Origin of the sequence: Aurantimonas endophytica (genome assembly GCF_014196845.1) — a bacterium.
Classification (GTDB): domain Bacteria; phylum Pseudomonadota; class Alphaproteobacteria; order Rhizobiales; family Rhizobiaceae; genus Aurantimonas; species Aurantimonas endophytica.
The window spans coordinates 323,846-350,350 of sequence record NZ_JACIEM010000001.1; the positions used below are offsets into that span (position 1 = coordinate 323,846).

Sequence of the window (26,505 nt, forward strand, 5' to 3'; positions counted from 1 at the left end):
CCTGTCTGGAGGCCGCTTTCAAGACCGACCAGAACTGCGACACACCTATCGTGCCACGATGGTGTCATTTCAGTGCCCTGAGGCAAACCAGCGTGCCGCTGAGATCAACGCAACACTCGGTATTTTCAGGCTTCTGCTTTTAGCGCCTTAGCTACAGCCGCTCGTCGAGCCGCACGTATCGCACTTCAGGCAGGTGCCGTTGCGCACCATGGTGAAGTTGCCGCATTCCGAGCAGCTTTCGCCGGTGTAGCCCTTCATCATCGCGATGGTCCGGCGTTCGGCGCTGGAGACGTTGGGCGCGGTGCCCTGCGCGACGTTGGCCGTGTCGCGGTCGCTGGCCGGGAAGGCCAGCGGCTGGTCGAACAGGCCCTGCGCCGGGGTCACGTCGGCGATCGGCGCCGGCTCGTCGATCGGCGCCTGCTCGTACTCGCGCTTGAACGCCGTGGCGCCTGCGGTGACGGCAGCCACCGGGGCGCGGGCAGTGGTCGCCGCCGGGGCGCGGACGGTGCCGGCGGTTGTCGCCGGGCGGCCGGCCGTGTTGGCGGCGGTGACCACGCTCTTCACGCTCGCCACCGGTGCTGCGCCGCCGGCCGAGCCCTGCGGCTCGCTCGAGGACACCAGCCGGAAGCGCGACGTCTGGCCGCGCACCATGCCGTGCGACACCGGCATCGGCGCCGGCTTGTCGCCATCGACGCCGCGGCCGATGGTCGAGGCACCGAAATCCTCCGGCTGCACGTGAGCGAGATCGTGCCGGTCGAGATAGGATACTGCCAGCTCGCGGAAGATGTAGTCGAGGATCGACGTGGCGTTCTTGATCGCCTCGTTGCCCTGGACCATGCCGGCCGGCTCGAAGCGCGTGAAGGTGAAGGCCTCGACATATTCGTCCAGCGGCACGCCGAACTGCAGGCCGAGCGAGATGGCGATGGCGAAATTGTTCATCATCGCGCGGAAGGCGGCGCCTTCCTTGTGCATGTCGATGAAGATCTCGCCGAGCCGTCCGTCGTCGAACTCGCCGGTGCGCAGATACACCTTGTGGCCGCCGACAATGGCCTTCTGGGTATAGCCCTTGCGCCGGTTCGGCAGCTTCTCGCGGTCACGGACCACCTTCTCGACGATGCGCTCGACGATGCGCTCGGCCACCTGCGCGGCCTGGGCAACGGGCGGCGCGGCGATGAGAGCGGCGGTCGCCATCTCGACGACGTCCTCGTCCTCGTCATCCTCGTCGGCGATCAGCGAGGCGTTGAGCGGCTGCGACAGCTTCGAGCCGTCACGGTAGAGCGCGTTGGCTTTCAGCGCCAGCTTCCACGACAGCATGTAGGCGGCGTTGCAGTCCTCGACCGTCGCGTCGTTCGGCATGTTGATGGTCTTGGAGATCGCCCCCGAGATGAACGGCTGCGCCGCCGCCATCATGCGGATGTGGCTGTCCACCGAGAGGTAGCGCTTGCCGATCCGGCCGCACGGATTGGCGCAGTCGAACACCGCCAGGTGCTCGTCCTTGAGGAAGGGCGCGCCTTCGAGCGTCATCGCGCCGCAGACATGGATGTTGGCGGCGTCGATGTCCTTGCGGCTGAAGCCGAGCGCCGGCAGCATCTCGAAGGAGAAGTCGTTCAGCTCGGCATCGGTGAAGCCCAGCACGTCGCGGCAGAATTCCTCGCCGAGCGTGAACTTGTTGAAGACGAACTTGATGTCGAAGGCGGCGCCCAGCGCTGCGTTCAGGCTCTCGATCTGCGCGTCGCCGAAGCCCTTGGCCCGCAGCGAGGACGGATTGACCGCCGGCGCCTGGTTGAGATTGCCGTGGCCGACCGCATAGGCCTCGATCTCGGCGATCTGGCTTTCCGAATAGCCGAGCGTGCGCAGCGCGTCGGGCACCGCCCGGTTGATGATCTTGAAGTAGCCGCCGCCGGCGAGCTTCTTGAACTTCACCAGGGCGAAGTCGGGCTCGATGCCGGTCGTGTCGCAATCCATGACCAGGCCGATCGTGCCGGTGGGCGCGATGACCGAGACCTGGGCGTTGCGGAAGCCGTTCTTCGAGCCGAGCTCGACGGCTTCCGTCCAGGCTGCCTTGGCGCGGCCGGACAGCCGCTTGTCCTTCACCGATGCGTGGTCGAGCGGCACAGGATCGACCGCCAGGCCCTCATAGCCATTGGCGATGCCGTGCGCGGCGCGGGCATGGTTGCGCATGACGCGCAGCATCGGCTCGGCGTTGCGCTCGTAGTCCGGGAAGGCGCCGAGCTCGCCGGCCATCTCGGCCGAGGTGCGGTAGGCAACGCCCGTCATCAGCGCCGAGATGGCGCCGCAGATGCCGCGGCCCTCATTCGAGTCGTAAGGGATGCCGGCGGTCATCAGCAGGCCGCCGATATTGGCGAAGCCGAGGCCGAGCGTGCGGTAGTCGTAGGAGCGCTGGGCGATTTCCTTGGACGGGAACTGCGCCATCAAGACCGAGATCTCGAGGACGATCGTCCACAGTCGCACGGCATGCTCGAAGGCCGGCGCATCGAAGCGGCGCAGGCCATCGGCGGTCTTCTCCTCCTGGAACTGGATGAGGTTCAGCGAGGCGAGATTGCACGCCGTGTCGTCGAGGAACATGTATTCCGAGCACGGGTTCGACGCGCGGATGCGGCCAGCCGTCGGGCAGGTGTGCCAGTCGTTCATCGTCGTGTTGAAGTGCAGGCCGGGATCGGCCGAGGCCCAGGCGGCGTAGCCGATCTGCTCCCACAGCTCGCGGGCTTTCAGCGTCTTCGCCACCTTGCCGTCGGTGCGCCGGATCAGGTTCCAGTCGCCGTCCTGCTCGACCGCCCGCAGGAAGTCGTCGGTCAGGGAGACCGAGTTGTTGGAGTTCTGACCGGAGACGGTGAGATAGGCTTCCGAGTCCCAGTCGGTGTCGTAGACCGGGAATTCGAGGTCGGTGTAGCCCTGGCGTGCGAACTGGATGATGCGCTTGATGTAGTTTTCCGGCACCTGGGCGCGCTTGGCGTCCTTGACGGCGCGCTTCAGCGCCGGGTTCTTCATCGGGTCGTGGCAGTCGCCGTCCGGGCCTTCGCAATTGACGCAGGCCGACAGGATCGCCTTGAGGTGCTTCGACACGGTCTTCGAGCCGGTGACGAGGGCTGCGACCTTCTCTTCCTCGCGGACCTTCCAGTTGATGTAGGTCTCGATGTCGGGGTGATCGATGTCGACGACGACCATTTTGGCGGCCCGGCGCGTCGTGCCGCCGGACTTGATGGCACCGGCCGCGCGGTCACCGATCTTCAGGAAGCTCATCAGGCCGGACGACTTGCCGCCGCCCGCCAGCTTCTCGCCTTCACCGCGCAGATGCGAGAAGTTCGAGCCGGTGCCCGAGCCGTACTTGAACAGGCGCGCCTCGCGCACCCACAGATCCATGATGCCGCCCTCGTTGACGAGGTCGTCGGCCACCGACTGGATGAAGCAGGCGTGCGGCTGCGGGTGCTCGTAGGAGGTCGCCGAGCGGGTGAGTTCGCCAGTGCGGTAGTCGACGTAGAAATGGCCCTGGCTCGGACCGTCGATTCCGTAGGCCCAGTGCAGGCCAGTGTTGAACCACTGCGGCGAGTTCGGCGCGACCTTCTGAGTCGCCAGCATGAAGGCGAGCTCGTCCATGAAGGCGCGGGCATCGTCCTCGGAGACGAAATAGCCGCCCTTCCAGCCCCAATAGGTCCAGGTACCGGCGAGGCGATCGAAGACCTGCCGTGCGTCCATCTCGGAGCCGTAGCGCTGGTCCTCGGGCAGCGCCGCGAGCGCTGCCTCGTCGGCGACCGACCGCCACAGGAAGGAGGGAACGTCGTTCTCCTCGACCTTCTTCAGCTTCGCCGGAACACCCGCCTTGCGGAAATATTTCTGCGCCAGGATGTCGGATGCCACCTGGCTGAACTGCGCCGGCACGTCGATGTCGGCGAGCCGGAACACCACCGAGCCGTCCGGATTGCGGATCTCGCTCGTGGCCTTCCGGAAGGCGACCGACTCATAGGCACTTTCGCCGGCCTTGGTGTAGCGGCGCTCGATCTTCATTCCCATGACGGTCCCATCCTCGTATCGCAAATTTGTTGCCGCGAAGGGTCGCCAAACCGGCGAAGTTTCCCCCTCCAGCCGGTCCGGCCCCTGAAATCGTCAGAATCACGCATCTTGTATGACGGCGGCCCAACGACACTAGATATAGTGCATTCAGGGTGCTTAAGCGAACCTTAATTCGGAACGGGCCCAGGTTTTCCCCGCTATTCCCGGACCGCCGTCAGGGATCGGCAAGCCACGCGCCAGCACTCCGCCAGCCGGCCAAAACACGCCTAGCCCGAGGCTATGGCGAGTCCGGTCAGACGGTCAAATGACGATTGGGGAAGAGCCGAATTTGAGGTGATCCGGTCGGGCGACCGGAGGAAAACGAGGATAACTTGGCGCGTCCTCGCAGGTCGCCATCGCTATCGCGGAATACCGCGTGGCCATCGGCGAGAATCGGCCTGACCGGGGCCGAATCGGGACGGTTCAGCCCGCCGTGCCCTTGCTGATCGGCGCTTGGAAGGTCAGGCCGAGATCCCAGGGGAAGAAGATCCACGTGTCCTGGCTGACCTCGGTGATGAAGGTGTCGACGAGCGGCCGGCCCTTCGGCTTGGCGTAGACGGTGGCGAAATGCGCCTTCGGCAGCATCGCCCTGACCAGGCCGGCGGTCTTGCCGGTGTCGGTCAGGTCGTCGATGATCAGGATGCCTTCACCGTCATCCTCGAGCAGGAAGGGGGCGACTTCCTTCAGGACCTTCAGCTCTCCCTGCTCGGTATACTCGTGATAGGAGGCAATGCAGACGGTTTCGATCAGCCTTGTGCCGATCTCGCGGGCGATGATCGCCGCCGGCACCAGACCGCCGCGCGTGATGCAGACGATCGCCTTCCAGTCGCTGCGCAGGCCCGCCAGCCGCCAGGCGAGCGCCCTCGCGTCGCGGTGGAACTGGTCCCAGGAAACCGGGAAGGATTTTTCGACCGTGGACATGACGCGCTTTCGGACTGCGGGAAAGAGCGGTTTCGATAGGCCGAATCGTCGTCCCGGCGCAAGGTGACCCAGGTGGCCCGAGATCGATGCAGGACAGGCAAGTGACCAGGAGACGCGGCCCCCGGCACCGGCTTCGCCGCATTCTGCTCGCCATGCTCGGCCTGGCGGCCGTCTGGGCCTTTGCCGCCTATGTGCTGCTTCCGCTCGCCTGGGCGCGCCACGACAGGCAGCCGGGACTGGCGGAAAAGGAGATGGTCACGCGCACCGGCGACGGCATTGCCGGCGATCCGCTCAATGTCGGATTGGTCGGCACGCGACGCGACGTGGTGCTCGCCATGCATGCCGCCGGCTGGTTCGCCGCCGACCCGATTACCCTGCGCAGCAGTATCGACATCGTCGGCAGCGTCATCCTCGATCGTCCCTATCCCCAGGCGCCGGTCAGCCCGCTCTTCCTGGAAGGCCGCCGCGAGGACCTCGCCTTCGAGCTGCCTGTGGGCAGAAGCGCTGACCGGCGGCTGCATGTGCGGCTGTGGCAGGTGCTGCGGAAGGCGGAGGAGGGGCGGCCGCTATGGCTGGGTGCGGTGACCTACGATGCCGGTGTCGGCATCAGTCACTATACCGGTCAGGTGACCCATCGGATCGGCCCCGACGTCGACAAGGCCCGCGACGATTTCGCCGCGGATCTGGCTGCCGCCGGCATGGTGGCGGTGACTTACGAACTGCCCGGCGTCGGCCCGACCCTGTTCGGGCGCAACGGCGAGGGGGACCCGTACCATACCGACGGCGACATCAGGGTCTCTGTGCTCGTCCCGGACGGCGAGCGACGCACCGCGCCGCCCGAGGAACTGGCGAACCCGCCGCTGATCGATCTGCGCAGCGCGATATGGCGCACCGTCAACGACGCCCTCGCGCCGGACCCTTAGGCCCTGTGGCTCAGCCCGGCGTGGCGGTCGTGGCGCCGCTGGCCTTGCCGGCGAGCATGGCGGACACCGCAGCCGCGGCGGCATCGAGGGCGGCTCGATCCCGAGATCGCAGGACGATCTCGGTGGAGAAGCGCTCGCCGTCGAAGCGGGGATACGATCCTATGGCGACGCCGGGATGCAGCTTTGACAAGGCCCGCAGCGGATCGCCGATATCGCCCTCGCCATAAGGGCAGGCGACGGCGACGCTCTCGATCGCCTTGCCGGCCGGCAGGCTCTCCACGACATTGCCGAGCATCGCCTGGAAGACGTTCGGTACGCCGGCCATGACGAAGACGTTGTCGACCCGGAACCCCGGCGCGACGGACACCGGATTGTCGATCAGGCTCGCACCCTCGGGCGTCCGTGCCATGCGCCGCCTGGCATCGGTGAATTCCAGCCCGCGCGCCGTATAATGAGCTGAAAGCCGGGCCATCGCCTCGGGATGCTCGTCGATCGGCACACCGAAGGCAGCCGCCACCGCGTCGGCTGTGATGTCGTCATGCGTCGGGCCGATGCCGCCGGAGGTGAAGACGTAGTCGTACTGCCGGCGCAGCGTATTGAGCGTGTCGGAAATGAGATGCGGCTCGTCGCCGACGATCCGCACTTCCTTCAGGTCGATGCCGGCAACGGTCATCATTTCGGCGAGATAGCCGATATTGCGATCCTTCGTCCTGCCGGAAAGAAGTTCATCGCCAATGGCGAGCATGGCGGCGGTGGCAGGGATCATTCTGAACTCCGGGGCGACTGTTAGACCATAAGAAGGTCCAGGAGACGCCGAAAGCAAGGTGGCAGAAACGATGATCGGTGCCATGCGGCCCGCGATATCGTTTCGCCGAAGGTGACGGTTCGTCACCGAAGGGCGCCGGACAATTCCACGGCGAAGTGCGATATGCATTCCGTGGCCGCCGGACGGTTGGTTGAATGAATTCTCAAGACAAGGAATAGCGCTTCATGGCGAAGGTTCTCGTTCTCTATTATTCGAGCTACGGACATATCGAGGCAATGGCGAAAGCCGTGGCCGAGGGCGCCGAGAGCGGCGGCGCGAACGTCGACATCAAGCGGGTCCCGGAGACGGCGCCGCAGGAGGTCATCGAGGCGGCGCACTTCAAGACCGACCACCCCTATCCGGTCTGCGATCCGATGGAACTGCCGAACTACGACGCGATCATCATCGGCGTGCCCACCCGCTACGGCAATATGGCCTCGCAGATGCAGGCCTTCTGGGACCGGACCGGCCCGCTCTGGGCGACGGGCGCACTGATCGGCAAGGTGGGCGGCGCCTTTGCCTCGTCGGCGACCCAGCATGGCGGCAACGAGGCGACGCTCTTGTCGGCGCACAAGACCCTGCTGCATCACGGGCTGGTCGTGGTCGGACTGCCCTATTCCTTTGCCGGGCAGATGAACATGGACGAGATCGTCGGCGGATCGCCCTATGGCGCGACGACCATGGCCAAGGGCGACGGCTCGCGGATGCCAAGCACGATCGAACTCGACGGCGCACGCTTCCAGGGCAAGCACATCGCCGAGATTGCTGCCAAGCTCACCGCCTGAGGCGGAAAACTCGGCATACGCCGAGAGCAGTCTTGTTCCATAGCCTCGAAGACGTGGGCGGCCCGCAGGGGCCGCTTACGTTGCACGGGTGAGCCAGACCCCGACCGGAAGCGCCTCACACCGGCAGCGGTTCACGCTGCAGCGGACTGGCGATGTCATCCTCGAAATCCAACGCGTTGCGCAGCCGCTCGAGGGCAAAATTCTGCTTCCGAAGCCGCGCGAGCAGGTCGGTGCCGCCGATCTCCGGCATCTCCGTATTGGGCAGGTCCTCGATCGGGTGAGGTCCGTCGTGACGGCTGAAACTGCCTGCCATTTCCATGCCCCCTGTCTCGGCCGTGCCGGCTTCTTGACTGACCTGACCCTACGCATTTTCGCCGTAATTCGCTATCGGAATCTTCGCGTCCTGTTGCCGCAAGCCCACAGAACTTGACAGCAACCTTCGGCTCGGATGACTTGCCGCGGTGCGCGGGCGTGGCGAAATGGTAGACGCAAGGGACTTAAAATCCCTCGGGCTTCGTCCCGTGCGGGTTCGAGTCCCGCCGCCCGCACCAGCCAGGGCCCGATTTGCAAGACTTCGGCTCAATCTGCTCAGTGACGGCATCGCTGACGGCGTGGTAACGCCAAGAGGAACACAACCTTGGCGCGCGATCACGAAAGTTTGTTGAGATTGGCGGGCGCGGACGGAGGCGAAACAGTGGCTGATCCTTTTCCACCCTTCGAGGCAGTGGCATCGGTCCTTGTGGACGTCGCCATGGGCCGTCGTCCTGCTGACCTCGTCGTCCGCAACGCACGCTGGGTGAACGTTCATTCCGGCGAGATCATCCCCGGTACGGACATCGCCGTGGCGGCCGGCCGCTTCGCCTATTGCGGCCCTGACGCCTCGCACACGATCGGCGAGGCGACGACGGTCGTCGACGCGGCGGGACGTTACGTCGTGCCCGGGCTCTGCGACGCGCACATGCACGTCGAGAGTAGCATGGTCACCGTCACCGAGTTCTGCCGGGCGGTCATCCCGCATGGCACCACCTCGATGTTCATCGACCCGCACGAGATCGCCAACGTCCTCGGTCTGCCCGGCGTCCGGCTGATGCATGACGAGGCGCTGGCGCAGCCTGTCAATGTGTGGGTGCAGATGCCGTCCTGCGTGCCGTCGGCGCCGGGGCTGGAGGAGGGCGGAGCCGTGCTCGGCCCGGAGGACGTCGCCGAGGCGATGGGCTGGCCGGGGATCATCGGGCTCGGCGAGGTGATGAACTTCCCGGGCGTCGCCGCCAACGATCCGACCATGGTCGGCGAGATCGCCGCGACACGGCGCGCCGGCCGCACCGTCGGCGGCCACTACGCCTCGCCCGATCTCGGCCGCGCCTTTCACGGCTATGTCGCCGGCGGGCCCGAGGACGATCACGAAGGCACCCGCATGGAGGATGCGGTGGCGCGCGTGCGCCAGGGCATGAAGGCGATGCTGCGGCTGGGCTCGGCCTGGTACGACGTCGCAACCCAGGTTCGCGCCATCACTGAGCTCTGCCTCGACTCGCGCCATTTCATCCTGTGTACCGACGACTGCCACTCCGGCACGCTGGTGCGCGACGGCCATATGGACCGGGCCGTGCGCCACGCGATCGGCCGGGGGCTGAAGCCGATCACCGCGATCCAGATGGCGACGATCAATACCGCCGAGCATTTCAAGCTTGAGCGCGAGATCGGGTCTGTGACGCCGGGCCGCCGCGCCGACTTCCTGATCGTCTCCGACCTGGCCGAGTTGAAGATCGACACGGTCTACGGCCGGGGCATCCGCCTGGCATCGGCGGGACGGCTCGAAGCCGACATGCCGTCCTACGCCTATCCCGCCAGCGCCACCGACACCGTGCGGCTCGGGCGAGCCCTCGTTGCAGACGATTTCCGGGTGAAAGCCCCGGCGGGGGCTGGCGCGACCGTCCCGGCGCGGGTCATCGGCGTGGTCGAGAATCAGGCACCGACGCGTGCGCTGACGGCGCATGTCCCGGTGGAGGACGGGGTGGCCCTGGCCGATCCCGCCGCCGACATCTGCCGCATCGCCTTGGTCGAGCGGCATCGCGGTTCGGGGGACGTGGTCAACGGCTTCGTCTCCGGCTTCGGCTATCGCGGAAGCTGCGCCATGGCCTCGACCGTGGCGCACGACTGCCACCACATGATCGTCGTCGGCACATCGGACGAGGACATGGCGCTGGCCGCGAACCGGCTGGGCGAGGTCGGCGGCGGGGTGGTGTTCTTCGCCGACGGCGAGGAAAGGGCACTGATCGAGATGCCGATCGCGGGCCTGATGTCGAACGAGCGCGCCGAGATCGTCGCGGCCAAGGCCGACAGGCTGATCGCCGCCATGAAGGAGGCCGGCTGCACGCTGAACAACGCCTATATGCAGCACTCGCTGCTGGCGCTGGCGGTCATTCCGAGCCTTCGGATCTCCGACAAGGGCATCGTCGACGTGGACCGGTTCGAGCTCGTCGATCTCTTCGTCTGACCTCTCAATAGGTCGCGACTTTACAAAATGCCGGCAATGGCCGATGGCTGCCGGTGAACGATGGTCAACTGCTAGAGAAGGGGGCGTGCGATGGCTATGACGACATCGATCGGTGGAGTTGCCGCCTCGATTATCGGCGCCGGCGCGTGTGCCGCGTTCGCTGCCTCGCAGCGCTCCGTCGGTTAGCGCGTCCGGCCCGCGGCGTCCCGAAAGGGCCGCCGCTCCTTGTCGCCGTTTCGCCGGCATTGAGTTTTTAGGCAGCCGCGTCGCGGTCCGCCACCGTTGTCAAAGTATCAGTCCATGTCCCAGTCCGAATTCCGCAGCCGCGTCGCCACCGCGGAACAGGCCCTTCGCGCGCTGTTTCCGCCGACGCCCCTGCAGCTCAACGAGCATCTGTCGGCCCGTTACGGTGCCCGCATCTATCTCAAGCGGGAGGACCTGACGCCGGTCCGCTCCTACAAGATCCGCGGCGCCTTCAACTTCATGCGCAAGCGCATCGACGAGGGCACCGCCACCGGCCGTTTCTGCTGTGCCTCGGCCGGCAACCACGCCCAGGGCTTTGCCTTCGCCTGCCGCCATTTCGGCCTGAACGGTCGGATCTTCATGCCGGTGACGACGCCGCAGCAGAAGATCGACAAGACCCGGGTGTTCGGCGGCGACGCCGTCGAGATCGAACTCGTCGGCGACTTCTTCGACGATTGCTATGCCGCGGCGAGGGCCTATTCGGCCGAGACCGGGGCTGCCATGGTGCCACCTTTCGACCATGAGGACATCGTCGAGGGCCAGGCCAGCGTCGGCCTCGAGATGGTCGCGCAGCTGGACGGCGAGATCGCCGACATGCTGGTGCTGCCGGTCGGGGGCGGCGGGCTGGCATCGGGACTGGTGCGCTATTTCCAGGGCGAGATCCGGCCGCAATTCCGCTTCGTCGAGCCGCTGGGCGCGCCCAGCCTGCGCAGCAGCCTGGTCAGCGGGGAACGCGTGCGGCTGCCGCAGCTCGATGGCTTCGTCGACGGTGCCGCCGTCGCGGAAATCGGCGCGCTGCCTTATACGACGCTCTCGGGCTTCAAGCCCGACGACGTATTGCTCTCGCCGGAAGGCCGGCTCTGCCAGACGATGCTGGAGATGCTGAATGTCGAGGGAATCGTGCTGGAGCCCGCCGGGGCGCTGGCGATCGACGCGCTGCGGGATCTCGGCGGGACCGTGCGCGGCAAGACGGTCGTCCTGGTCGTCTCCGGTGGCAATTTCGATTTCGAACGCCTGCCCGACGTCAAGGAACGGGCGCTGCGCTACGAGGGGCTGAAGAAGTACTTCATCCTGCGGCTTGCCCAGCGCCCCGGCGCGCTGAAGGACTTTCTCGATTATCTCGGACCCGACGACGACATCGCCCGCTTCGAATATCTGAAGAAGTCTGCCCGCGATTTCGCATCCATCCTGATCGGCATCGAGACCAAGGACGCGGCCAACTTCCCGAGCCTGCTGGCGCGGTTCGACGCAGGCGGTGTCAGCTATCAGGACATCACCGACAACCAGATCCTGGCGGATCTCCTGATCTGACGGGGCGAGACGGATGACCATCGAGCAAGCCGGGCGGCAGCGGGGGCGGGCGGTGCGGCCGTGAGCGCCATCGTCGTTCTCGCCGTCACCTACGTGCTGTCGCAGTTCTTCCGGTCGTTTCTTGCCGTGCTCGCGCCCGTGCTGACTACCGATCTCGGGGTTGGCGAGGCGGCATTGGCGACGGCGTCGGGCGTATGGTTCATCGCCTTTGCCCTGATGCAGTTTCCGGTCGGCTGGTCGCTCGATCGCTACGGGCCGCGGCGCACGACGTCGCTGTTGCTGCTCGCGGCCGTGGCTGGTGCCCTGCTGTTCGCGCTGGCAGAGGGACCCGCGGCCATCATCGCGGCCATGGCGTTGATCGGCATCGGCTGCTCGGCTGTGCTGATGGCGGCGTTCTACCTTCTGGCGCGGCAATTTCCGCCGCAGCGCTTCGCCATGTTCGCCTCCTGGATAGTGGCATCAGGCCTGTCGGGTGGCGTCCTCGGATCCGCGCCGCTGGCCCTCGCCACCGAGGCATTCGGCTGGCGCGTCGTGATGGCCGGGCTTGCCGGCGTCACGCTGGTCGCGGCGCTGGCCGTCGCGGCCCTGGTCCGCGATCCGCCGGCAGCCAGCGCCCCGCAGGGGAGCGGTTCCCTTTTTACACTCCTCAAGATGCGTCAGCTCTGGCCGCTGATGGCCATCGCCTTCGTCGCCTACGCGCCTGCCGCCAATCTACGGGGCCTATGGGCCGGCCCGTTCCTGGCGGACGTCCACGGCTACGACATCGAGGCCATCGGCCGGGCGACCCTGGTGATGGCGATCGCCCTGATCCTCGGCACGATCATCTACGGACCGCTCGACGTGCTGTTCAATACGCGCAAACGGGTGCCGTTCGTCGGCGTGACCGTGACCGGCCTCTGCCTTGCTTTGCTGGCCGCGACCAGCGGCGGCTCCGCAACGATCGCCGTCGTGCTGATGACCGCGGTGACGTTCTTCGGGGCCGGCTACGCGCTGATCATGGCGCATGCAAGGGCGATGGTGCCGGCCCATCTCATCGGGCGCGGCGTCACGTTGATGAACTTCTTCTCGATCGGCGGCGCCGGGGTCATCCAGTTCCTGTCCGGCACCGTCTTTGCGACCGCCGCAGGCCGGACGTCGCCGGAGAGCGCCTACGCCGTCCTGTTCGGCTTCTATGCGCTGCTGCTCGCCGCCGGCTTGACGGCGTACTCGTTCAGCCGCGACATGCGGACGCGCTAGGTCGGTTCAACCGGCCGGCAGGGCCTTGATCCACGCGGTGATCCGCGCCGCGACGTCCGCCGTCGTCTGCGGCGAGAGGATGTCGCCGGCGAGCACGTGATTGGCCGGGTCGCCGCTGCCCCTGATCTCCACCGCCTCCGCCGGCCCAGCCCATTCCGCGACGACCACCTCGGTAGCGGCAGGGTCGACGATCGCATCGCTCCTCGAATAGAGCACCAGCAGCGGCGTCAGCACGGCCTGGAGGTCGGCGGAGCGCGCGGCGCGGACCAGCGCACCCATCGGAGCAAGCGCACCGATCGGATAGCGTGTCGTCCAGTTCTCGGCCTGCGCCGGACTGGCCGGCTCGAAGCCGTAGGTGTCGCTGCCGAACAGCGGCAGGATCTCTCGGACGAAGGGCAGGTCCAGCGCAAACGACCAGCGGTCGAGCAGACCGAAGTTCGGCGAGATCAGCACCAGGCCGGTTACGTCCTGCATGAAGCCGCCTTTGGCCGCACCGGTGGCGGCGAGCGTCGCGCCGGTGGACGTCGCGATGACGATGACGCGGTTGCCGATGGTGCGGCCGACGGCGACTGCCTCGGCGAGGTCGTTGATCCAGTCGTTGACGCTGGCCTGTTCCATGGCGGCGCCGTCGCGGCCGTGGCCGGCAAGGCGCGTGTAGAAAAGGTTGGCGCCGAGCGCCTGCGCCACCTCGTCGGCAAGGGGGCGCGTCTCGCCTTTTGCCGCCGAGAAGCCGTGGACATAGACGATCGCCAAGGGCGTGCGGGCCCGCGACGCCGGAAACGCCCAGACGATCTCCTTCTGCGCGTTCGGCCGCAGATTCGGCACGTCCGCCTCGGTGCGGGCGAGATAGGCTTCGGGATCGCTGCCGATGACGGAAGGATCGAATGTCACGGTGAGGTCCGCGGGCTCGCGCGGCCCGGCAAACCAGACGGCCGCGATGGCGAGCGCGAGGAGAAAGACGAAGGCGAGGACGAGGCGAAGGATCACGGGTTACCGTCCGGTTGGCGCGGAAGGCCGAAGCTCTATCGCGTCTCGCGCCTCGGCGAAACCGCCGCCGCGACGAACGGCGTCAACGTCCCCGCTCAGCCTTTGGCTGCGACGGTGCGACGGATGAGGTCGGCGACCATCAGGTCGAGATGGGCGCCGCCGCCATTCTTGAATACGGTGATCGCCTCAGGACCGGTGCGGCCGACGGCCCCCGACACGAGCTCGGCCAGGTCGCCGCGAATGTCGCTGGCGTCTATCACGCCCTGCTGCAGGGGAATCTCGATCTCGCCAATATGGCCGATCGTGGTGCGGCGGGAGTCGACGAACAGTTCGCCGCGTGCCAGCACCGCGTCGTCCGCCTCGCGCATGTCCGGCCGATAGGCGCCGATCAGGTCGACATGCGTTCCTGGGCGGAGCCAATCGCCCTGCAGGAACGGCGCTACAGCCATTGTCGCGGTCGAGACGATGTCCGACTCGGCGACGGTGGCGGCAAGGTCGGTGACGGCACGGACCGCGATGCCCTGCGCCTGCCATTCGGCGGCAAGCTGCGCCGCCTTTTCCGGCGTCCGGTTCCAGATGCGGATTTCCTCGAGCCCCGGAAATACTTCCCGGTAGGCCTCGACCAGCGACCGCGCCAGCGTGCCGGCGCCGCAGATCAGCAGCTTGCGGGAATCCGGCCGGGCCAGCAGACGTGCGCCGAGGACGGAATCACCGGCGGTCTTCCACTTGGTGACGAGGATGCCGTCGACCAGCGCCACCGGCGCCCCGCTCGCCTCGTCGAACACCAGCACGCTGCCTTGCACCGTCGGCAGCGGGGGATCCCTGCGGGGGTTATCCGGATAGACGGTGACCGATTTCAGCGCGATGCCGAGGCCGGAAACCCAGGCTGCCCGGTTCAAGAGGCTCCTGCCATCGCTCGACAGCAGCATGTCGCCGATCTCCGGCGCCGGCAGGCGGTGGCCCGCCTCAATCGCGTCGGCGACCATGGTCCATGTCAACAGCCTGTCGGCGTCGGGGAAGGAGATAAACCTCATGTCGCGGTCGCGCGGGCCGGCCTCGTCTCGATGGCGGGCGTCTGGACCCGCCGAGTCGCATAGGGCTTGAAGCCGTGCTTCAGATAGAGCGGCAGCGCCGCCGGATGGTCGAGCGTGTTGGTCTCGATCGAGACGCAGCTTATCCCGTCGGAGAAACCCGCCTGGATCGCCTGCGACAGCAGGAAACCCGCGACCCCGCGCCCACGGAATTCCGGCATGACGCCAAGATGCACGATGCGCGACTCGCCGATCGCCGGCCGCGTCTCGATTTCGAACCAGCCGACGCTCGCCGATCCGCTCGATGCGACGAACAGGCGGATGGCCCGACTGTGGATCTCGCGGCGCAGATCATCGTCGGGCAGGAGCCGTGAGGTCCAGTGATGCGCCTCGCCGACGGCCCGGTAGAGCGCGCGGTAGCGCTCCAGCGGCATCCGCGGCTCTTCCTGCACGACGATCGGCTCGGGGAAGACCGGCGCCGGGGTCATGTCTTCGGGCCGGCTGCTCATCTGCAGGCTGGTGACGGTGGTGGTGAGGAGCGCCATCGATTCAGCGCCCGGTCTCGACCGGCGTGTCGGCGGCCGAGCCCCATTCGGTCCACGAGCCGTCATAGAGCTTGACGTCGGCGTTGCCGAGGCTGGCGAGCGCCAGGTTCAGCACCGCGGCTGTGACGCCGGAGCCGCAGCTGGTGACCACCGGCGCGTCCGGATCGACGCCGGCCGCGGCGAAAGTGTCGCGCAGCGCTTCCGGCGACTTCAGCCTGCCGCCCTCGGTGACGAGGCCGATCGGCACGCTGGCTGCGCCCGGCATGTGGCCGGCGCGGACGCCGGCGCGGGGCTCGGGTGCCTCGCCGGCGAAGCGGTCGGCGGGACGGGCGTCGGCGATCTGCCGCCCGCCGTTCGAGACCCAGGTCTGCATCTCGTCCAGCGAGGCGACGGCGTCGCGGTCGAGCCGCGCATTGAACTGGGCCGGAGCGGGCGAGGGAACCTCGGTCTCGACCGGCAGCCCGGCAGCCTGCCAGGCCGGAAATCCGCCGTCGAGAAGGCGCACGTCCTTCGCGCCGAATACCCGGAACAGCCACCAGACGCGCGGCGCCGAGAACAGGCCCATGCCGTCATAGACGACGATCGTGTCGGTGTCGGAAATGCCCATCCGCCCGGCGGCATCGGCGAACACCGTCTCCGTCGGCAGCGCGTGCGGCTGGCTGGAGGCGGGATCCACCACCGCATCCTGGTCGAAGAACACGGCGCCCGGAATGTGCGCCGCATCGTACTCGGCGCGGGCGAAGCGGTTCTGCGCCGGCAGGTACCACGAGGCGTCGACCACGGCGATGCCGGGCCGGCCGAGGGTCTCGGCGAGCCGTTCGGGGCTTATCAGGAAGGGATTCTGCGTCATGGCGATGGTCTCGTGTCGGGTGCGCGGCGGCGTCGGCTACAGCCGGCGCAGCACGTCAGCATAGTCCCGTCCGGGGCGGGAGCGGAAGGCAAGGCGGGCATATCGTTCTGGCGAAATCTCAAGCCGGGAGCGGGCCGAAGCGGATCCGGAAGCGGCGGTTGATCTTGCCCTTCTTCTCGATCTTGCCGATGTGGATCTCGCCGACTTCGCCGGTCTCCTGCACATGCGTGCCGCCGCAGGGCTGCGTGTCGACCGCGCCGTCCACGCCGATGCAGACCAGCCGGATCCGCCCGGTGCCGCGCGGCGGGCGGACGTTGGCCGACTTCACCAGGCCGGGATTGGCGTCGAGTTCGGCATCGGTGATCCAGCGCGTGAAGATCGGGTGGTTCTCGGCCACCAGCTGCATCATCTTGGCGGTGACCTCGGCCTTGTCGGCGGAGGCGTCCGGGATGTCGAAATCGACGCGGCTCTCCTCCTCGCCGACGGCGGCGCCGGTGATCGGGAACGGGCAGACGACGCTGAGGAGGTGACAGGCCGTGTGCATCCGCATCAGCCTGTAGCGGCGCTGCCAGTCGACATGCAGCACCAGCGTCGAACCCGACTCCGGCAGGACGGCGCCGGCTTCCGTCAGCATCAACACCGTCGCCTTGTCCGGCGCATAGACCGTGTCGACGACCTTGATCTGGCGCCCGTCCTCGGTCTCGACGAAGCCGCTGTCGCCCGGCTGGCCGCCGCCGGCCGCGAAGAAATTGGTGCGGGGGAAGACCAGTCCCACAAGGCCGCCATCAGTTGCCGGCTCGATCCGCTCGAGCCGGGCCTCCATCGTCGAGAGGTAGGAATCCTCCTGGTAGACGCGCTCGGTCACGACACGCTCTCGAAGGGAATGTCGAACTCGGCGGGCTTTGCCTCGATCCAGCCCGGCGTCGGCAGACCCTTTTCCTTCAGGAAGGCCGGGTTGAACAACTTGGACTGGTAGCGGTTGCCGTAGTCGCAGAGCACCGTCACGATCGTGTGGCCGGGGCCCATCTCCCGGGCCATGCGGATCGCGCCGGCAATGTTGATGCCGGACGAACCGCCGAGGCAGAGGCCTTCTTCGTGGACCAGCGCGAAGACGATGCGCAGCGCGTCCTCGTCCGGGATCTGGTAGGCGAAATCCGGTTTGAAACCCTCGAGATTGGCGGTGATCCGGCCCTGGCCGATACCCTCGGTGATCGACGAGCCTTCCGCCTTCAGCTCGCCATGGGCGTAGTAATTGTAGAGTGAGGCGCCCATCGGGTCGGCGATGCCGATCTTGATGCGGCCGGAGCGGCGCTTCAGGCCGATCGCCGTGCCGGCGAGCGTGCCGCCGGTGCCGACGGCGCAGATGAAGCCGTCGACCTCGCCGGCGGTCTGATGCCAGATCTCCTCGGCGGTGGTCACGACATGCGCGTCGCGATTGGCGACGTTGTCGAACTGGTTCGCCCAGATGGCGCCCTGCGGATGGGTGCGGGCCAGCTGCTCGGCGAGCCGCCCCGACAGCTTCACGTAGTTGTTGGGGTTCCTGTAGGGGACCGCCGGGACCTCGATCAGCTCGGCGCCCATCAGCCGCAGCGCGTCCTTCTTTTCCTCGCTCTGGGTTTCCGGAATGACGATGACGGTGCGGTAGCCGAGCGCATTGGCGACCAGCGCCAGGCCGATGCCAGTGTTGCCCGCCGTGCCTTCCACGATGATCGCGCCCGGGTCGAGCAGGCCCTTGTCCTCGGCGTCGCGGATGATCGCGAGCCCGGCGCGGTCCTTCACCGACTGGCCGGGATTGAGGAACTCTGCCTTGCCGTAGATCTCGCAGCCGGTCTCCTCCGACGCGCGCTGGAGACGGATCAGCGGCGTGTTGCCGATGGCATCGAGGACGGAATTGTATCGGGGCATGGGGGACTCGGAGATCGTGGGGCAAGGAACGCTGCCGCGAACCTATGGTCGGGCGCGAGGCGAGGCAAGCCGACGAACCATCGACAGCACGTCCCGGGTGCAGATGGCGGTCGTCATGACGGTGTGTCTGCGGCCGCAGCGCAGCCTGTCGCCCCGGCGGTGTCCCTCCCAGGACTTTCCGTCTGAAGGAAGATTTCATCGTACGTTCGTAACAAAAATCATCCGACAGTCTTTAATATGCCCTTGCGTCATGGTAGGTAGTCTTCGCCTTCTGGTATCTGTCAATGCTGCTTATGAAAGAGGATTTCCAATGGGAAGGATCATGGGAGAGGATGATGTCTACATCAACAACCTCTTCGAATTACTGAATATTCGCTTTGCACCGGCGCAGAGCGGGGCGCCCGAGGAATACGGCGGGATCGAGGAAATGGTCGCGCTGCAACAGGAATTCGCGATCTTCCAGAAGGGCCGCAGCTTCCAGAAAAGCGCCGCCATCATGAATCTCGGGGGCTTCTGGAACGCCCGGTCGAAGAACCGCTGGTACCAGATGCTGGCGGATCTCAATTCCTACGAGTCCAATATCGAGGGAATGAACGGCGACGAGGCGATCGTATCCTCGCTGATCGAAAATCTCGCTTCCGCAAAACCGCTACCGGTCTATTTCAAGGCCCACGATTCCCGCGTCGAGGGACAGAAGCGGGTCCTGATCGAGAAAGGCCCGGTGAAGGGGTTCTTCATCGAGGCCGACTACCTCATCATCTCGCTGCCCATGAAGCCGCGAACCGCCTAGGTCGGTCGGGTGGACGTCACCGCTATCGAACCCGGTGGCAGGAAAGGCCTGCCACCGCACACCGGACCGGGCGCCGAACGCGAAGACGCGTTCGCCGATCTTCGCGAGACGGTGGACGCCTATTATTCCCGCCGGCTCGCGCGCTTCGGTCCCACCCCGCTCGGGGTCGACTGGAGCTGCGTGCCGACGCAGGAAATGCGGTTCGTGCAGCTACTCAAGCTGTGCGACTTCTCGACCTCTCGGAAGCTCGTCCTCAATGACCTTGGCTGCGGTTATGGGGCGCTACTGGCCTATCTCGGCTGGCGCCATCCCGGCGTCGCGCTCGATTATCTCGGCGTCGACCTGTCGGCGGCGATGATCGCGCAGGCGAAACGCCTGTGGCGCGGCCAGGCGGGGATCGCCTTCGCAACCGGCAGCGAGTGCCCGCGCGTCGCGGACTATTCGGTCGCCAGCGGCATCTTCAACGTCGCGCTGGATGCGCCGCGAGAACGCTGGGAGGCCTATGTGGGCTCCGTCCTCAGCCATCTGCGGGCGACCAGCCGGATCGGCTTCGCGGTCAATTTCGTCGCGGCTGAGCCGTCGACGGGATCGCTGAAGCCGGGCCTTTATCGAACGTGCCCCGATCGATGGATATCCTACTGCGAGTCCGAATTAGGGGCCGGCCGCGTTGAACTGGTAACGGCGTACGGAATGCGCGAATTCACTCTACTTGTGTCCGTATAGCGGCACGTCCCGACTTCTGGCGATCTGCTCCAATGCCAGTCCCAGTCCCGGCTCGAAGCAATGGGCACCGGTCTGCTGGATCATGTCATCGACTTGACCGATAAGAGTTTCAGCTTCCCAGAGCTCCGCCGGATTCCCGAGCGTCAGCAGGGCAATCGCCTTGACCAGCGTGGCACGAACCTCGGGCATGCGCGCTGTCAGGTCTCTGGCAGCAGCGATCGCCCGATCTGCGGCAGCAATGGCCTCGATTTCGTGGCCGGCCTGCAGGTGACATTCTGCGTAAGCGGCCAAGGCGTCGGCCTTGAAATCCCGCGCCGCCTTGAGCGACCCCATCAAATCGAGCGCTCTCTCAAGTTCCTGGAGGGCTGTCGCGTGATAGCCCGCAATCGCCGCTGCAAGACCGCTGCAGTAATGGCGAAAGACCAACAGATACGGACTGCCATGCCGCTCTGCGAGCGCGGCGACGGAAGCGGCGTGTTCGGCCGCCAGCGACGCGTCATGCTGAAACCAGGCAAGATCGATCATGCCGAGATGCGAGATGAACAGCACGGTCGGATCGACGAGGGCCGGCTCGAGGGAGAGCATCTGGTCGAAGCAGGCGCGTGCCTCGTCCGGGCGGCCGAGATGGACGAGGATGCGGCCCCTGAGGCTGAGCACCCAGTGCTCGACATTGTAGCCGAGGAACTGGTGGTCGAAGGGCTCGATGGCCGGGATCCGCTCGAGCGCGGCGTCGTTGGCCGCCAGCGCCTTGGTGAACAGGCCCGCCCATCCATAGGCCTGGCTGAGCGAGGCGTTGAGCGTCGCTTCACGGCCGCGGTCGCCGGTCGGCTCCACCAGGGCCAGCGCCCGCTCGATCTGCGCGGCGTAGTCGTCGGCCGGGCCGCCGCTGGCCCCGGCGAGCCGTGCCTCGACGAAGAGCAGTAGCGCGACCATCGCGTCGTCGGTCTCGCGGGCGATCTGCAGCGCCTCGGCCAGATAGGGCCGCGCTTCCTCGACGGTCACCCCCTCGCGCCAGCCGAGCCAGGCGATCTGGGCGCTCGCCATGATGCGCAGCTGGTCGACCTCGGGGCAGCGGAGTTCGCCGAGCAGCATCGTGCGGACCTTGCGCCAGCGCTTGATTGCCTCACCGGTACTGGTCGCGCCGACCCAGCGCGCTGCCCTTGCGCCGAACACCGCGGCAGGGAGGGTGTGGCCCGCCGCTTCGTGATGAAAGGCGATCAGGGCCGCGTCCTCGTCCAGCCGGCTTGCGGAGTAGCGCTCCAGCGCCTCCGCCACCGCGGCGTGCAGCACGGCGCGGCGCGCCTTGAGCTGCGTCCGGTAAGCGACCTCCTGGATCAGCGGATGGCGAAAGGCATAGCAGCGGCCGCCGGCGCCCTGTTGCGGCTCGATCATCTCCGCCTCGCTCAGCCGATCGAGCGCCGCATGGACCTCCTCAGGCGGCACCTCGGCGACGCTCTCCATCACGTTGAGCGGAAACTGCTTGCCGATCGTCGCGCCGATCTGCAGCACGGCGCGCTCGACCGGATCGAGCCGGTCGATGCGGGCCCCGATGACGTCCTGGACGGTCGAGGGCAGGGCGTTGTCGTTGGCCGGCGAGCCGAGCGTGTAACTTCCCGGCGCACCGAGCAGCGTGCCGTTCTCCGACAGCGAGCGCACCAGTTCTTCCATGAAGAAGACGTTGCCACCGCTGCGTTCGGCGACGCGGCGGTGGATGTCCTTGAGTTCCGGCCGCGTGCCGACCAGCGTGTCGAGGATCGCGTCGGTCTCGGTGTTGCTGAGTTCGGCCAGGAACATCGAGCGATAGTGCGGCGTGCGCATGAACGGCGCGCGATAGCCGGGCCGGTAGTTGAAGATCAGCATGGTTCGCGTGTCTTCGACCGCCTCGACCAGCGTGGCGAGGAACTCGCCGCTCGCGGCGTCAGCCCAGTGGAGGTCCTCGACGATGATCACCGAGGGCTGGCGGCCGATCTGCCTGACCAGATCGCGCAGAATGTCCAACAGGCGCGCCTGCCGTGCCTTAGGGCTCGGCAGGGAGCGCTGTGGCTCGTCGGCGAGGCCGAGGAACTCGGACAGTAACGCCCGGTCGGCCTCGAACGTCGCGCCGATCTCCGTGAGCCGCTCGGCAATGCGGTCCCGCGTCAAGGCGGCATCGTCGGACGAGGAGACCTGCAGGATCATCCGCAGGAAATCCAGCGCCAGCTGCAGCGGCGTCGCGTGGCCATAGGGTTGCGCGCGAGCCTCGTAGACGGGCAGGCCGCGTTCGCGGCACCATTCTGCGAATTCGTAGCAGAGGCGGCTCTTGCCGCTGCCCGGCGCGCCCTCGATGCCGGTGATCCGCGTCTCGCCGCTTTCGATGGCGCAAAGCGTTTCGCGTAAAGCGGCGATCTCGGCCGTCCTGCCGCAGAAGGTGGTGAGCGTGGCGCCGCGGAACTCGCGGCTGGCGGGACCGCGCCGACGCGCCAGCAACTGGAACACCGAGACCGGTTCGGGAATGCCTTCCAGCCTTCGGGCGCCGAGCGAGCCTGTGACGAAGCTCGAGCGGATGAGGCGAAAGCTTTGTTCGGAAATGCAGATTCCGCCGGCATCGGCCAATGCCTGAAGCCGGCTGGCGAGGTGGATGGCGACGCCATGCGCATCCCGCCGGCCCTGCGGATCGGCGCCCGGCGGGCCGAAGACCACTTCGCCGGTATGCAGCCCGACGCGGATCTTCAGCCCGTCCTCGCGCTGGGCAAAGGCCTGCTGCAGCGCGAGCGCCGCCTCGCAGGCGAGGAAGGCGTGCCCCTCCTGGGCGCGGGGCGCACCGAACAGCGCGAAGATGCCGTCGCCCATCGTCTGGACGACCGTCCCGTCGAAGCGCGTCACCGCGTCGCACATCGCCGCGATCGCCGGTCTGAGCCGATCCATCGCCTGCTCCGGGTCGAGCCGGGCCAGCAGCCGGGTCGAACTGACGATGTCGGCGAAGAGGATGGTGGCCTGCTTGAACTCGCCCCCCGCGGCCAGCTGCACGGCGGCAGCCTGCGGTCGCCCGGAAAGCCGCGTCCCGCACGCGCTGCAGAAGGTCGCCGCCGGCGGGCTCTCCGCCGCACAGCTCGGACACGAGACGACGAGAGGCTCGCCACAGTCTTCACAGTGGGTGCGGCCGGCCAGGTTCTCGGTGCTACAGCTGGAGCAGCGCATCATTTCTTGCTGCGTGACGAAACGTAACCCCGGGCAAATGACGCTTTTGACCCGGGCCTGTCAACGTCGCAGCTCACACCGCAGCGCTCTCTCCTGGCACCTTAAGAACCACAGGTTGAGCGTGAGGCGCGGTTCTGCGCCGGGAACTATTCCCGGTAGTGGGCTTCCGAGAGGATCCGCCGCAGCTCGACCACTGCCGCGAGCCGTCCCTTGTGAAACTCGCTGCCCGGCGCCGTATGCGACTCTGCCTCGATACGCTGTTCGAGCGAATCCAGCACATGGGCGATATGGTCGCCGGAATAGCTGTCGAAGAGGCGCGGTTTGACCATGTCCATCGCGATCGATTGTACTTTCTGACGGTCCCCGCTGCCGTCGCGGCCGCCGAAACCGGCATCACGTGATCGGCCGCGATCGGCCTTTCTACTTGGCGCCGGCGACCGCGTCCTGCCCCTGCCGGTAAGGCGCGAATGGCTCGCTCTTGAAGATCTCCTCGATCTCCGACAGCGTGAAGGACGCATCGTCCGTATCGATCGACAGGCTGTAGCGCGGCGTCTCGTCGCCTTGCATCACGTGGCAGATCGCGTCGGCCAGCGTGTCGAAACGCTGATGCGCCAGGCCACCCTTCGGCAGGACGCGCCGGGCGGATCGCGCCCAGAAGATGTCGGCGGGGAGGGTGAAGTCGATGTCGTCCATTCGGGCATCCTGCTGTTGGCGACACGCTCGACTCACCTGAGCGACGCGCCGGATCATTCCTTATGTAGGGGACCCGTGCCGCATTGTCGCGTTCGCCCGCAAGCGGAGCTTCGAACTCGCCGGTAACAGACTCGCCTCGGGGGCCCATCGGCCGGCTCTGCCCAAATAGCTCAGCCGCGAACCGACCGATACGCGGCGAGCGCGCGGTCGCGCGCCTTTCCGTGGTCGACGACGGGCAGGGGATAGGTTTCTCCGAGGACCACGCCCGCCTCCTCCAGCTTGCCGGCGGCCGCCGTCCAGGGCGCGTGGATGGCGCTCGCCGGCAGGTCTTTCAGTTCCGGGACATATTGGCGGATATAGTCGCCCGCCGGGTCGAACTTCTCGCTCTGGGTGACCGGATTGAAGATCCGGAAGAACGGTTGCGCATCGGCGCCGGAGCCTGCGATCCACTGCCATTGCGCGCTGTTGGACGCGACGTCGCCGTCGACCAGCGTATCCCAGAACCATGCCTCGCCCGCGCGCCAGTCGATCAGCAGGTCCTTGGTCAGGAACGAGCCGACGATCATCCGCACGCGATTGTGCATCCAGCCGGTCTGCCAGAGCTGCCGCATGCCGGCATCGACGATCGGATAGCCGGTCTGGCCCTTCTGCCAGGCCCGCAGCACCCCACTGTCGGTCTCCCAGGGAAAACGGTCGAAGCGGGCGTTGAAGTTCCGGCTGCCGAGTGGCCCGAAATGATAGAGCAGATGGTAGCTGAAATCCCGCCAGACGAGTTCCTTGCGGAAGGTGCGCAGCGCCTCCGGCCGGACCGTCTCGTCCTCGGCAGCGCGGACGGTCGCCGTATGCCAGAGCCGGTAGGGGGAGATCTCGCCCCAGCGCAGATGCGGCGACATGCGAGACGTGGAGTCGATCGCCATCCGGTCACGCCCGTCGTCATAGGTCCCGAGCCGCTCGTCGCAGAACGCCGCGAAGCGGCGGTGAGCCGCGACCTCGCCGATGTCCCAGAACGACGCCAGCCCTGCGGACCAGTCGGGCTTCGTCGGCCGCAGCCCCCAGCTGTCGAGCGTGTCGGAGCGGGGCGGTTTCGCCGCCGGGCGCAGGCTCCGGGGTACATCGATCGGGTCGCGCGGCTCGGCCTCCGACACGTTCTTCCAGAACGGCGTGTAGACCTTGTAGTAGCCGCCGGTCTTGGTCGCGACGCGCTCCGGCTTGTGGAGAATGTTGGCGGTGAAGCCCCTGACCGCTACGTTGTCTCCCAGGGCATCGGCCACGGCCTGATCGGCTGCGCGCCCGGCCTGGTCGTAGCGGCGGTTGAACAGGAGAGCGCCGGCGCCGACCGAGTTGACGACATCCGGAACCTCGACCGCTGCCTTGCCGCGACGAAGCACGAGATCCGCGCCGATTTTCTGCAGCGATCGTGCAAATGCCGCCAGCGAATGATGCAGCCACCAGCGGTGCGCGCCGCCGATCGGGCGCAGGCCGGGCGATTCTTCGTCGAGGACGTAGAGCGGTACGACCGGCCGACCCGAGTTCGCGGCTTCCGCCAGCGCTGGATTGTCGTCGAGCCGCAGATCGTCCCGCAGCCATACGACGATGGGGCGTTGGTCGTCCGTCTGTCGGTGTTCAGTCATGCCGGTCCCTCTCGTCGCCGCCTTAGCTGTGGCAGGCGCTCGGCGGGGCGAGGCGGGTGCGACAAAGCGTTGCCGGGGGCCGGCGGCATCGCAGCTTGCCTGTTCGATCAGGTGATGAAGTTGGACGGTGGCTCCCCGGGCCGGATTCGAACCAGCGACCGATCGATTAACAGTCGAGTGCTCTACCACTGAGCTACCGGGGAATACGCATGTCTCAGCGTTGGCGAGCCTATAGCAAAGCTACACCCGGCTTGCCAAGCCGCACCGGGCAAAAAACCGGCCATGGGTGCGGCGTCGGATGTTTTGTCCTGACGCTTGCAGACACCATGTGAGTGCTTCTGACAATTTGAAGGACGGGCAGCGCCCGGCGCAACGCATGTCTGATCGCGAGGAAGAGCCGACGGTCGCCGGCAACGGGCCGCAGAGTATCCGGCTGTTCGGCAGAAACTTCACGTTGCCGGCAAATCGCGCGACTCGCGTCAGTCTGGGCGTGGTCCTGATTGTCGGCGGTGTTTTCGGATTCCTGCCGATTCTGGGCTTCTGGATGATCCCGCTCGGCCTCATCATCCTGTCGGTGGATTTCGCCGCGGTGCGACGCGCAAGGCGCCGCACGGCAGTAAAGTGGGGCCGATGGCGTGCTAACGGCAGAACGAAGGACGGCGATCCGGTGGCCGGCACCGACAAGACGTCGACGGGCGAGCCCCCGAGGGGCTGATCAACCAGTCATCGCAGCCGGGTTGGCCGCCATATGACGATACCCGGCCTACGGTCGCGCTCGATCTCCTCGGCGTTCACCTCGCAGTCGCGTAGCCGGCACTCGCGGCATCGAAACGGCAGGCGGTCGAGGGGGAGGCAGGGATCCGTGACGCTAGCGAGGTCGCTTGCCAAGAAAGAGGCGGCGTGCCCGCACCCCCGACACCGCGCCGTCACCAGCATTTCCGCCTGGGCGGCTTCGCCCACAGTTCGTTTCGCCACCATCCCTGCGAATTGGAACAAACAACGAACATCGTCAAGCCGAAATAGGCGCTCCGGCCTTGGTCCCCGAAGCGCCTGTACCGCCCGGGCGGCGTGCTTCAGCGAGCGATCTTGTGGTTCGCGTGCTTCCCGGACGGCGTCGAGGCGCCGGCGGTGTCGAGCGGTGGCCGGCTCTTTTTCCACACTGGGGCCTTTGCCTTCGGCTGCGACTGGTAGGGCAGCGGCTGGATCTGCGGGCGGTCTTTCGTCGCGACGTTTCGGTCTGTGCTGTAGAAATTGCCGAAGATCCCGTCGCCGGTCGAGGCGAACTGGGCCGCGGCCGGAGTCGCGGCGGCAATCGAAAGGGCGAGACCGGTTGCGAGGAGTGGAAGCGTCTTCATACTATCATCCCTTCGTTTCACACTGGCGATCG

General features: G+C 66.8%; 23 protein-coding genes and 2 tRNA genes. 9 read left to right on the forward strand and 16 right to left on the reverse strand.

The annotated features are described in order from the left end of the window. Positions 1-147: 147 nt before the first annotated feature. Both GGR03_RS01560 and gpt read right to left on the reverse strand, forming a co-directional pair. Entirely contained in the window at positions 148-4,023 is a 3,876-nt protein-coding gene (locus GGR03_RS01560; RefSeq protein ID WP_425486701.1) for a vitamin B12-dependent ribonucleotide reductase, read from the reverse strand. A 468-nt stretch (positions 4,024-4,491) separates the two neighbouring features. Beyond that, entirely contained in the window at positions 4,492-4,989 is a 498-nt protein-coding gene (gene gpt, locus GGR03_RS01565) for a xanthine phosphoribosyltransferase (protein WP_183205726.1), read from the reverse strand. Between the two features lie 152 nt (positions 4,990-5,141). Between gpt and GGR03_RS01570 the strand changes: the two genes are divergently transcribed. Then, entirely contained in the window at positions 5,142-5,912 is a 771-nt protein-coding gene (locus GGR03_RS01570; RefSeq protein WP_425486702.1) for an LssY C-terminal domain-containing protein, read from the forward strand. 10 nt (positions 5,913-5,922) lie between these two features. On the opposite strand, the gene GGR03_RS01575 is transcribed toward GGR03_RS01570, so the two are convergent. Then, complete coding sequence (locus tag GGR03_RS01575; protein ID WP_246367562.1) at positions 5,923-6,678, reverse strand: competence/damage-inducible protein A; 756 nt, start codon at positions 6,676-6,678, stop codon at positions 5,923-5,925. 224 nt (positions 6,679-6,902) lie between these two features. On the opposite strand from GGR03_RS01575, the gene wrbA reads away from it, so the two are divergent. Continuing rightward, on the forward strand, positions 6,903-7,502 hold the full coding sequence (gene wrbA, locus GGR03_RS01580; protein WP_183205730.1) for an NAD(P)H:quinone oxidoreductase: 600 nt from the start codon (positions 6,903-6,905) through the stop codon (positions 7,500-7,502). A 115-nt stretch (positions 7,503-7,617) separates the two neighbouring features. Here the strand turns inward: wrbA and GGR03_RS01585 are convergent, their stop codons facing one another. Beyond that, complete coding sequence (locus GGR03_RS01585) at positions 7,618-7,821, reverse strand: hypothetical protein (RefSeq protein ID WP_183205733.1); 204 nt, start codon at positions 7,819-7,821, stop codon at positions 7,618-7,620. 146 nt (positions 7,822-7,967) lie between these two features. Here GGR03_RS01585 and GGR03_RS01590 point away from each other — a divergent pair. The 4 genes from GGR03_RS01590 (at position 7,968) to GGR03_RS01605 (ending at position 12,786) form a co-directional block, all read left to right on the forward strand. Continuing rightward, positions 7,968-8,053 (forward strand) — tRNA-Leu (locus GGR03_RS01590). Between the two features lie 200 nt (positions 8,054-8,253). Further along, on the forward strand, positions 8,254-9,996 hold the full coding sequence (gene ade / locus GGR03_RS01595; RefSeq protein ID WP_183206978.1) for an adenine deaminase: 1,743 nt from the start codon (positions 8,254-8,256) through the stop codon (positions 9,994-9,996). Positions 9,997-10,296: 300 nt separating this feature from the next. Next, entirely contained in the window at positions 10,297-11,550 is a 1,254-nt protein-coding gene (ilvA, locus tag GGR03_RS01600) for a threonine ammonia-lyase IlvA (RefSeq protein WP_183205734.1), read from the forward strand. Between the two features lie 60 nt (positions 11,551-11,610). Continuing rightward, positions 11,611-12,786 (forward strand): MFS transporter, encoded by a 1,176-nt coding sequence (locus tag GGR03_RS01605; RefSeq protein WP_183205735.1) that lies wholly within the window; start codon positions 11,611-11,613, stop codon positions 12,784-12,786. A gap of 6 nt (positions 12,787-12,792) precedes the next feature. Here GGR03_RS01605 and GGR03_RS01610 read toward each other — a convergent pair whose 3' ends face one another. From GGR03_RS01610 to GGR03_RS01635, 6 genes are all read right to left on the reverse strand, one after another. After that, complete coding sequence (locus GGR03_RS01610; RefSeq protein WP_183205736.1) at positions 12,793-13,773, reverse strand: alpha/beta fold hydrolase; 981 nt, start codon at positions 13,771-13,773, stop codon at positions 12,793-12,795. A 95-nt stretch (positions 13,774-13,868) separates the two neighbouring features. After that, complete coding sequence (locus GGR03_RS01615; RefSeq protein WP_183205737.1) at positions 13,869-14,807, reverse strand: ornithine cyclodeaminase family protein; 939 nt, start codon at positions 14,805-14,807, stop codon at positions 13,869-13,871. Next, positions 14,804-15,349, reverse strand: a complete 546-nt coding sequence (locus GGR03_RS01620; RefSeq protein WP_183205738.1) for a GNAT family N-acetyltransferase — start codon at positions 15,347-15,349, stop codon at positions 14,804-14,806. The genes GGR03_RS01615 and GGR03_RS01620 overlap by 4 nt, the downstream gene beginning before the upstream one ends. A 4-nt stretch (positions 15,350-15,353) precedes the next feature. After that, positions 15,354-16,199 (reverse strand): 3-mercaptopyruvate sulfurtransferase, encoded by an 846-nt coding sequence (gene sseA, locus GGR03_RS01625; RefSeq protein ID WP_183205739.1) that lies wholly within the window; start codon positions 16,197-16,199, stop codon positions 15,354-15,356. Positions 16,200-16,317: 118 nt separating this feature from the next. Continuing rightward, positions 16,318-17,022: an alanyl-tRNA editing protein gene (locus GGR03_RS01630; RefSeq protein ID WP_183206979.1), complete on the reverse strand. Its 705-nt coding sequence runs from the start codon at positions 17,020-17,022 to the stop codon at positions 16,318-16,320. Between the two features lie 38 nt (positions 17,023-17,060). Next, positions 17,061-18,104, reverse strand: coding sequence for a cysteine synthase A (locus tag GGR03_RS01635; protein WP_183205741.1), 1,044 nt, complete (start codon positions 18,102-18,104; stop codon positions 17,061-17,063). Between the two features lie 322 nt (positions 18,105-18,426). On the opposite strand from GGR03_RS01635, the gene GGR03_RS01640 reads away from it, so the two are divergent. Further along, entirely contained in the window at positions 18,427-18,894 is a 468-nt protein-coding gene (locus GGR03_RS01640; RefSeq protein ID WP_183205742.1) for a hypothetical protein, read from the forward strand. A gap of 9 nt (positions 18,895-18,903) precedes the next feature. Beyond that, positions 18,904-19,617, forward strand: a complete 714-nt coding sequence (locus tag GGR03_RS01645; protein WP_252920123.1) for a methyltransferase domain-containing protein — start codon at positions 18,904-18,906, stop codon at positions 19,615-19,617. Here the strand turns inward: GGR03_RS01645 and GGR03_RS01650 are convergent. The 5 genes from GGR03_RS01650 to GGR03_RS01670 form a co-directional block, all read right to left on the reverse strand. Beyond that, on the reverse strand, positions 19,600-22,797 hold the full coding sequence (locus tag GGR03_RS01650; RefSeq protein ID WP_343058604.1) for an ATP-binding protein: 3,198 nt from the start codon (positions 22,795-22,797) through the stop codon (positions 19,600-19,602). The genes GGR03_RS01645 and GGR03_RS01650 overlap by 18 nt on opposite strands. Positions 22,798-22,940: 143 nt before the next feature. Beyond that, positions 22,941-23,129 (reverse strand): hypothetical protein, encoded by a 189-nt coding sequence (locus tag GGR03_RS01655; RefSeq protein WP_183205744.1) that lies wholly within the window; start codon positions 23,127-23,129, stop codon positions 22,941-22,943. A gap of 85 nt (positions 23,130-23,214) precedes the next feature. Further along, a complete protein-coding gene (locus GGR03_RS01660; RefSeq protein WP_183205745.1) occupies positions 23,215-23,487 on the reverse strand; it encodes a hypothetical protein in 273 nt (90 codons plus the stop codon). Positions 23,488-23,657: 170 nt separating this feature from the next. After that, the gene (locus tag GGR03_RS01665) at positions 23,658-25,118 is read right to left on the reverse strand and encodes a cryptochrome/photolyase family protein (RefSeq protein ID WP_183205746.1); all 1,461 of its coding nucleotides are present in this window, start codon (positions 25,116-25,118) and stop codon (positions 23,658-23,660) included. Positions 25,119-25,246: 128 nt separating this feature from the next. Then, positions 25,247-25,321: transfer RNA gene (locus tag GGR03_RS01670), tRNA-Asn, on the reverse strand. A gap of 173 nt (positions 25,322-25,494) precedes the next feature. On the opposite strand from GGR03_RS01670, the gene GGR03_RS01675 reads away from it, so the two are divergent. After that, positions 25,495-25,833, forward strand: a complete 339-nt coding sequence (locus GGR03_RS01675) for a hypothetical protein (RefSeq protein ID WP_183205747.1) — start codon at positions 25,495-25,497, stop codon at positions 25,831-25,833. 358 nt (positions 25,834-26,191) lie between these two features. On the opposite strand, the gene GGR03_RS01680 is transcribed toward GGR03_RS01675, so the two are convergent. Further along, complete coding sequence (locus GGR03_RS01680; RefSeq protein ID WP_183205748.1) at positions 26,192-26,473, reverse strand: hypothetical protein; 282 nt, start codon at positions 26,471-26,473, stop codon at positions 26,192-26,194. Positions 26,474-26,505 lie beyond the last annotated feature (32 nt).

Coding starts and splice junctions, on each gene's coding strand:
- wrbA (WP_183205730.1), top strand. CDS start 6,903: ATGGCGAAGGTTCTCGTTCTCTATTATTCGAGCTACGGACATATCGAG.
- GGR03_RS01680 (WP_183205748.1), bottom strand. CDS start 26,473: ATGAAGACGCTTCCACTCCTCGCAACCGGTCTCGCCCTTTCGATTGCC.
- GGR03_RS01660 (WP_183205745.1), bottom strand. CDS start 23,487: ATGGACGACATCGACTTCACCCTCCCCGCCGACATCTTCTGGGCGCGA.
- GGR03_RS01655 (WP_183205744.1), bottom strand. CDS start 23,129: ATGGACATGGTCAAACCGCGCCTCTTCGACAGCTATTCCGGCGACCAT.
- GGR03_RS01570 (WP_425486702.1), top strand. CDS start 5,142: ATGCTCGGCCTGGCGGCCGTCTGGGCCTTTGCCGCCTATGTGCTGCTT.
- GGR03_RS01635 (WP_183205741.1), bottom strand. CDS start 18,104: ATGCCCCGATACAATTCCGTCCTCGATGCCATCGGCAACACGCCGCTG.
- gpt (WP_183205726.1), bottom strand. CDS start 4,989: ATGTCCACGGTCGAAAAATCCTTCCCGGTTTCCTGGGACCAGTTCCAC.
- GGR03_RS01630 (WP_183206979.1), bottom strand. CDS start 17,022: ATGGAGGCCCGGCTCGAGCGGATCGAGCCGGCAACTGATGGCGGCCTT.
- ilvA (WP_183205734.1), top strand. CDS start 10,297: ATGTCCCAGTCCGAATTCCGCAGCCGCGTCGCCACCGCGGAACAGGCC.
- GGR03_RS01615 (WP_183205737.1), bottom strand. CDS start 14,807: ATGAGGTTTATCTCCTTCCCCGACGCCGACAGGCTGTTGACATGGACC.
- sseA (WP_183205739.1), bottom strand. CDS start 16,199: ATGACGCAGAATCCCTTCCTGATAAGCCCCGAACGGCTCGCCGAGACC.
- ade (WP_183206978.1), top strand. CDS start 8,254: ATGGGCCGTCGTCCTGCTGACCTCGTCGTCCGCAACGCACGCTGGGTG.
- GGR03_RS01675 (WP_183205747.1), top strand. CDS start 25,495: ATGTCTGATCGCGAGGAAGAGCCGACGGTCGCCGGCAACGGGCCGCAG.
- GGR03_RS01640 (WP_183205742.1), top strand. CDS start 18,427: ATGGGAGAGGATGATGTCTACATCAACAACCTCTTCGAATTACTGAAT.
- GGR03_RS01585 (WP_183205733.1), bottom strand. CDS start 7,821: ATGGAAATGGCAGGCAGTTTCAGCCGTCACGACGGACCTCACCCGATC.
- GGR03_RS01665 (WP_183205746.1), bottom strand. CDS start 25,118: ATGACTGAACACCGACAGACGGACGACCAACGCCCCATCGTCGTATGG.
- GGR03_RS01650 (WP_343058604.1), bottom strand. CDS start 22,797: ATGATGCGCTGCTCCAGCTGTAGCACCGAGAACCTGGCCGGCCGCACC.
- GGR03_RS01620 (WP_183205738.1), bottom strand. CDS start 15,349: ATGGCGCTCCTCACCACCACCGTCACCAGCCTGCAGATGAGCAGCCGG.
- GGR03_RS01575 (WP_246367562.1), bottom strand. CDS start 6,678: ATGATCCCTGCCACCGCCGCCATGCTCGCCATTGGCGATGAACTTCTT.
- GGR03_RS01560 (WP_425486701.1), bottom strand. CDS start 4,023: ATGAAGATCGAGCGCCGCTACACCAAGGCCGGCGAAAGTGCCTATGAG.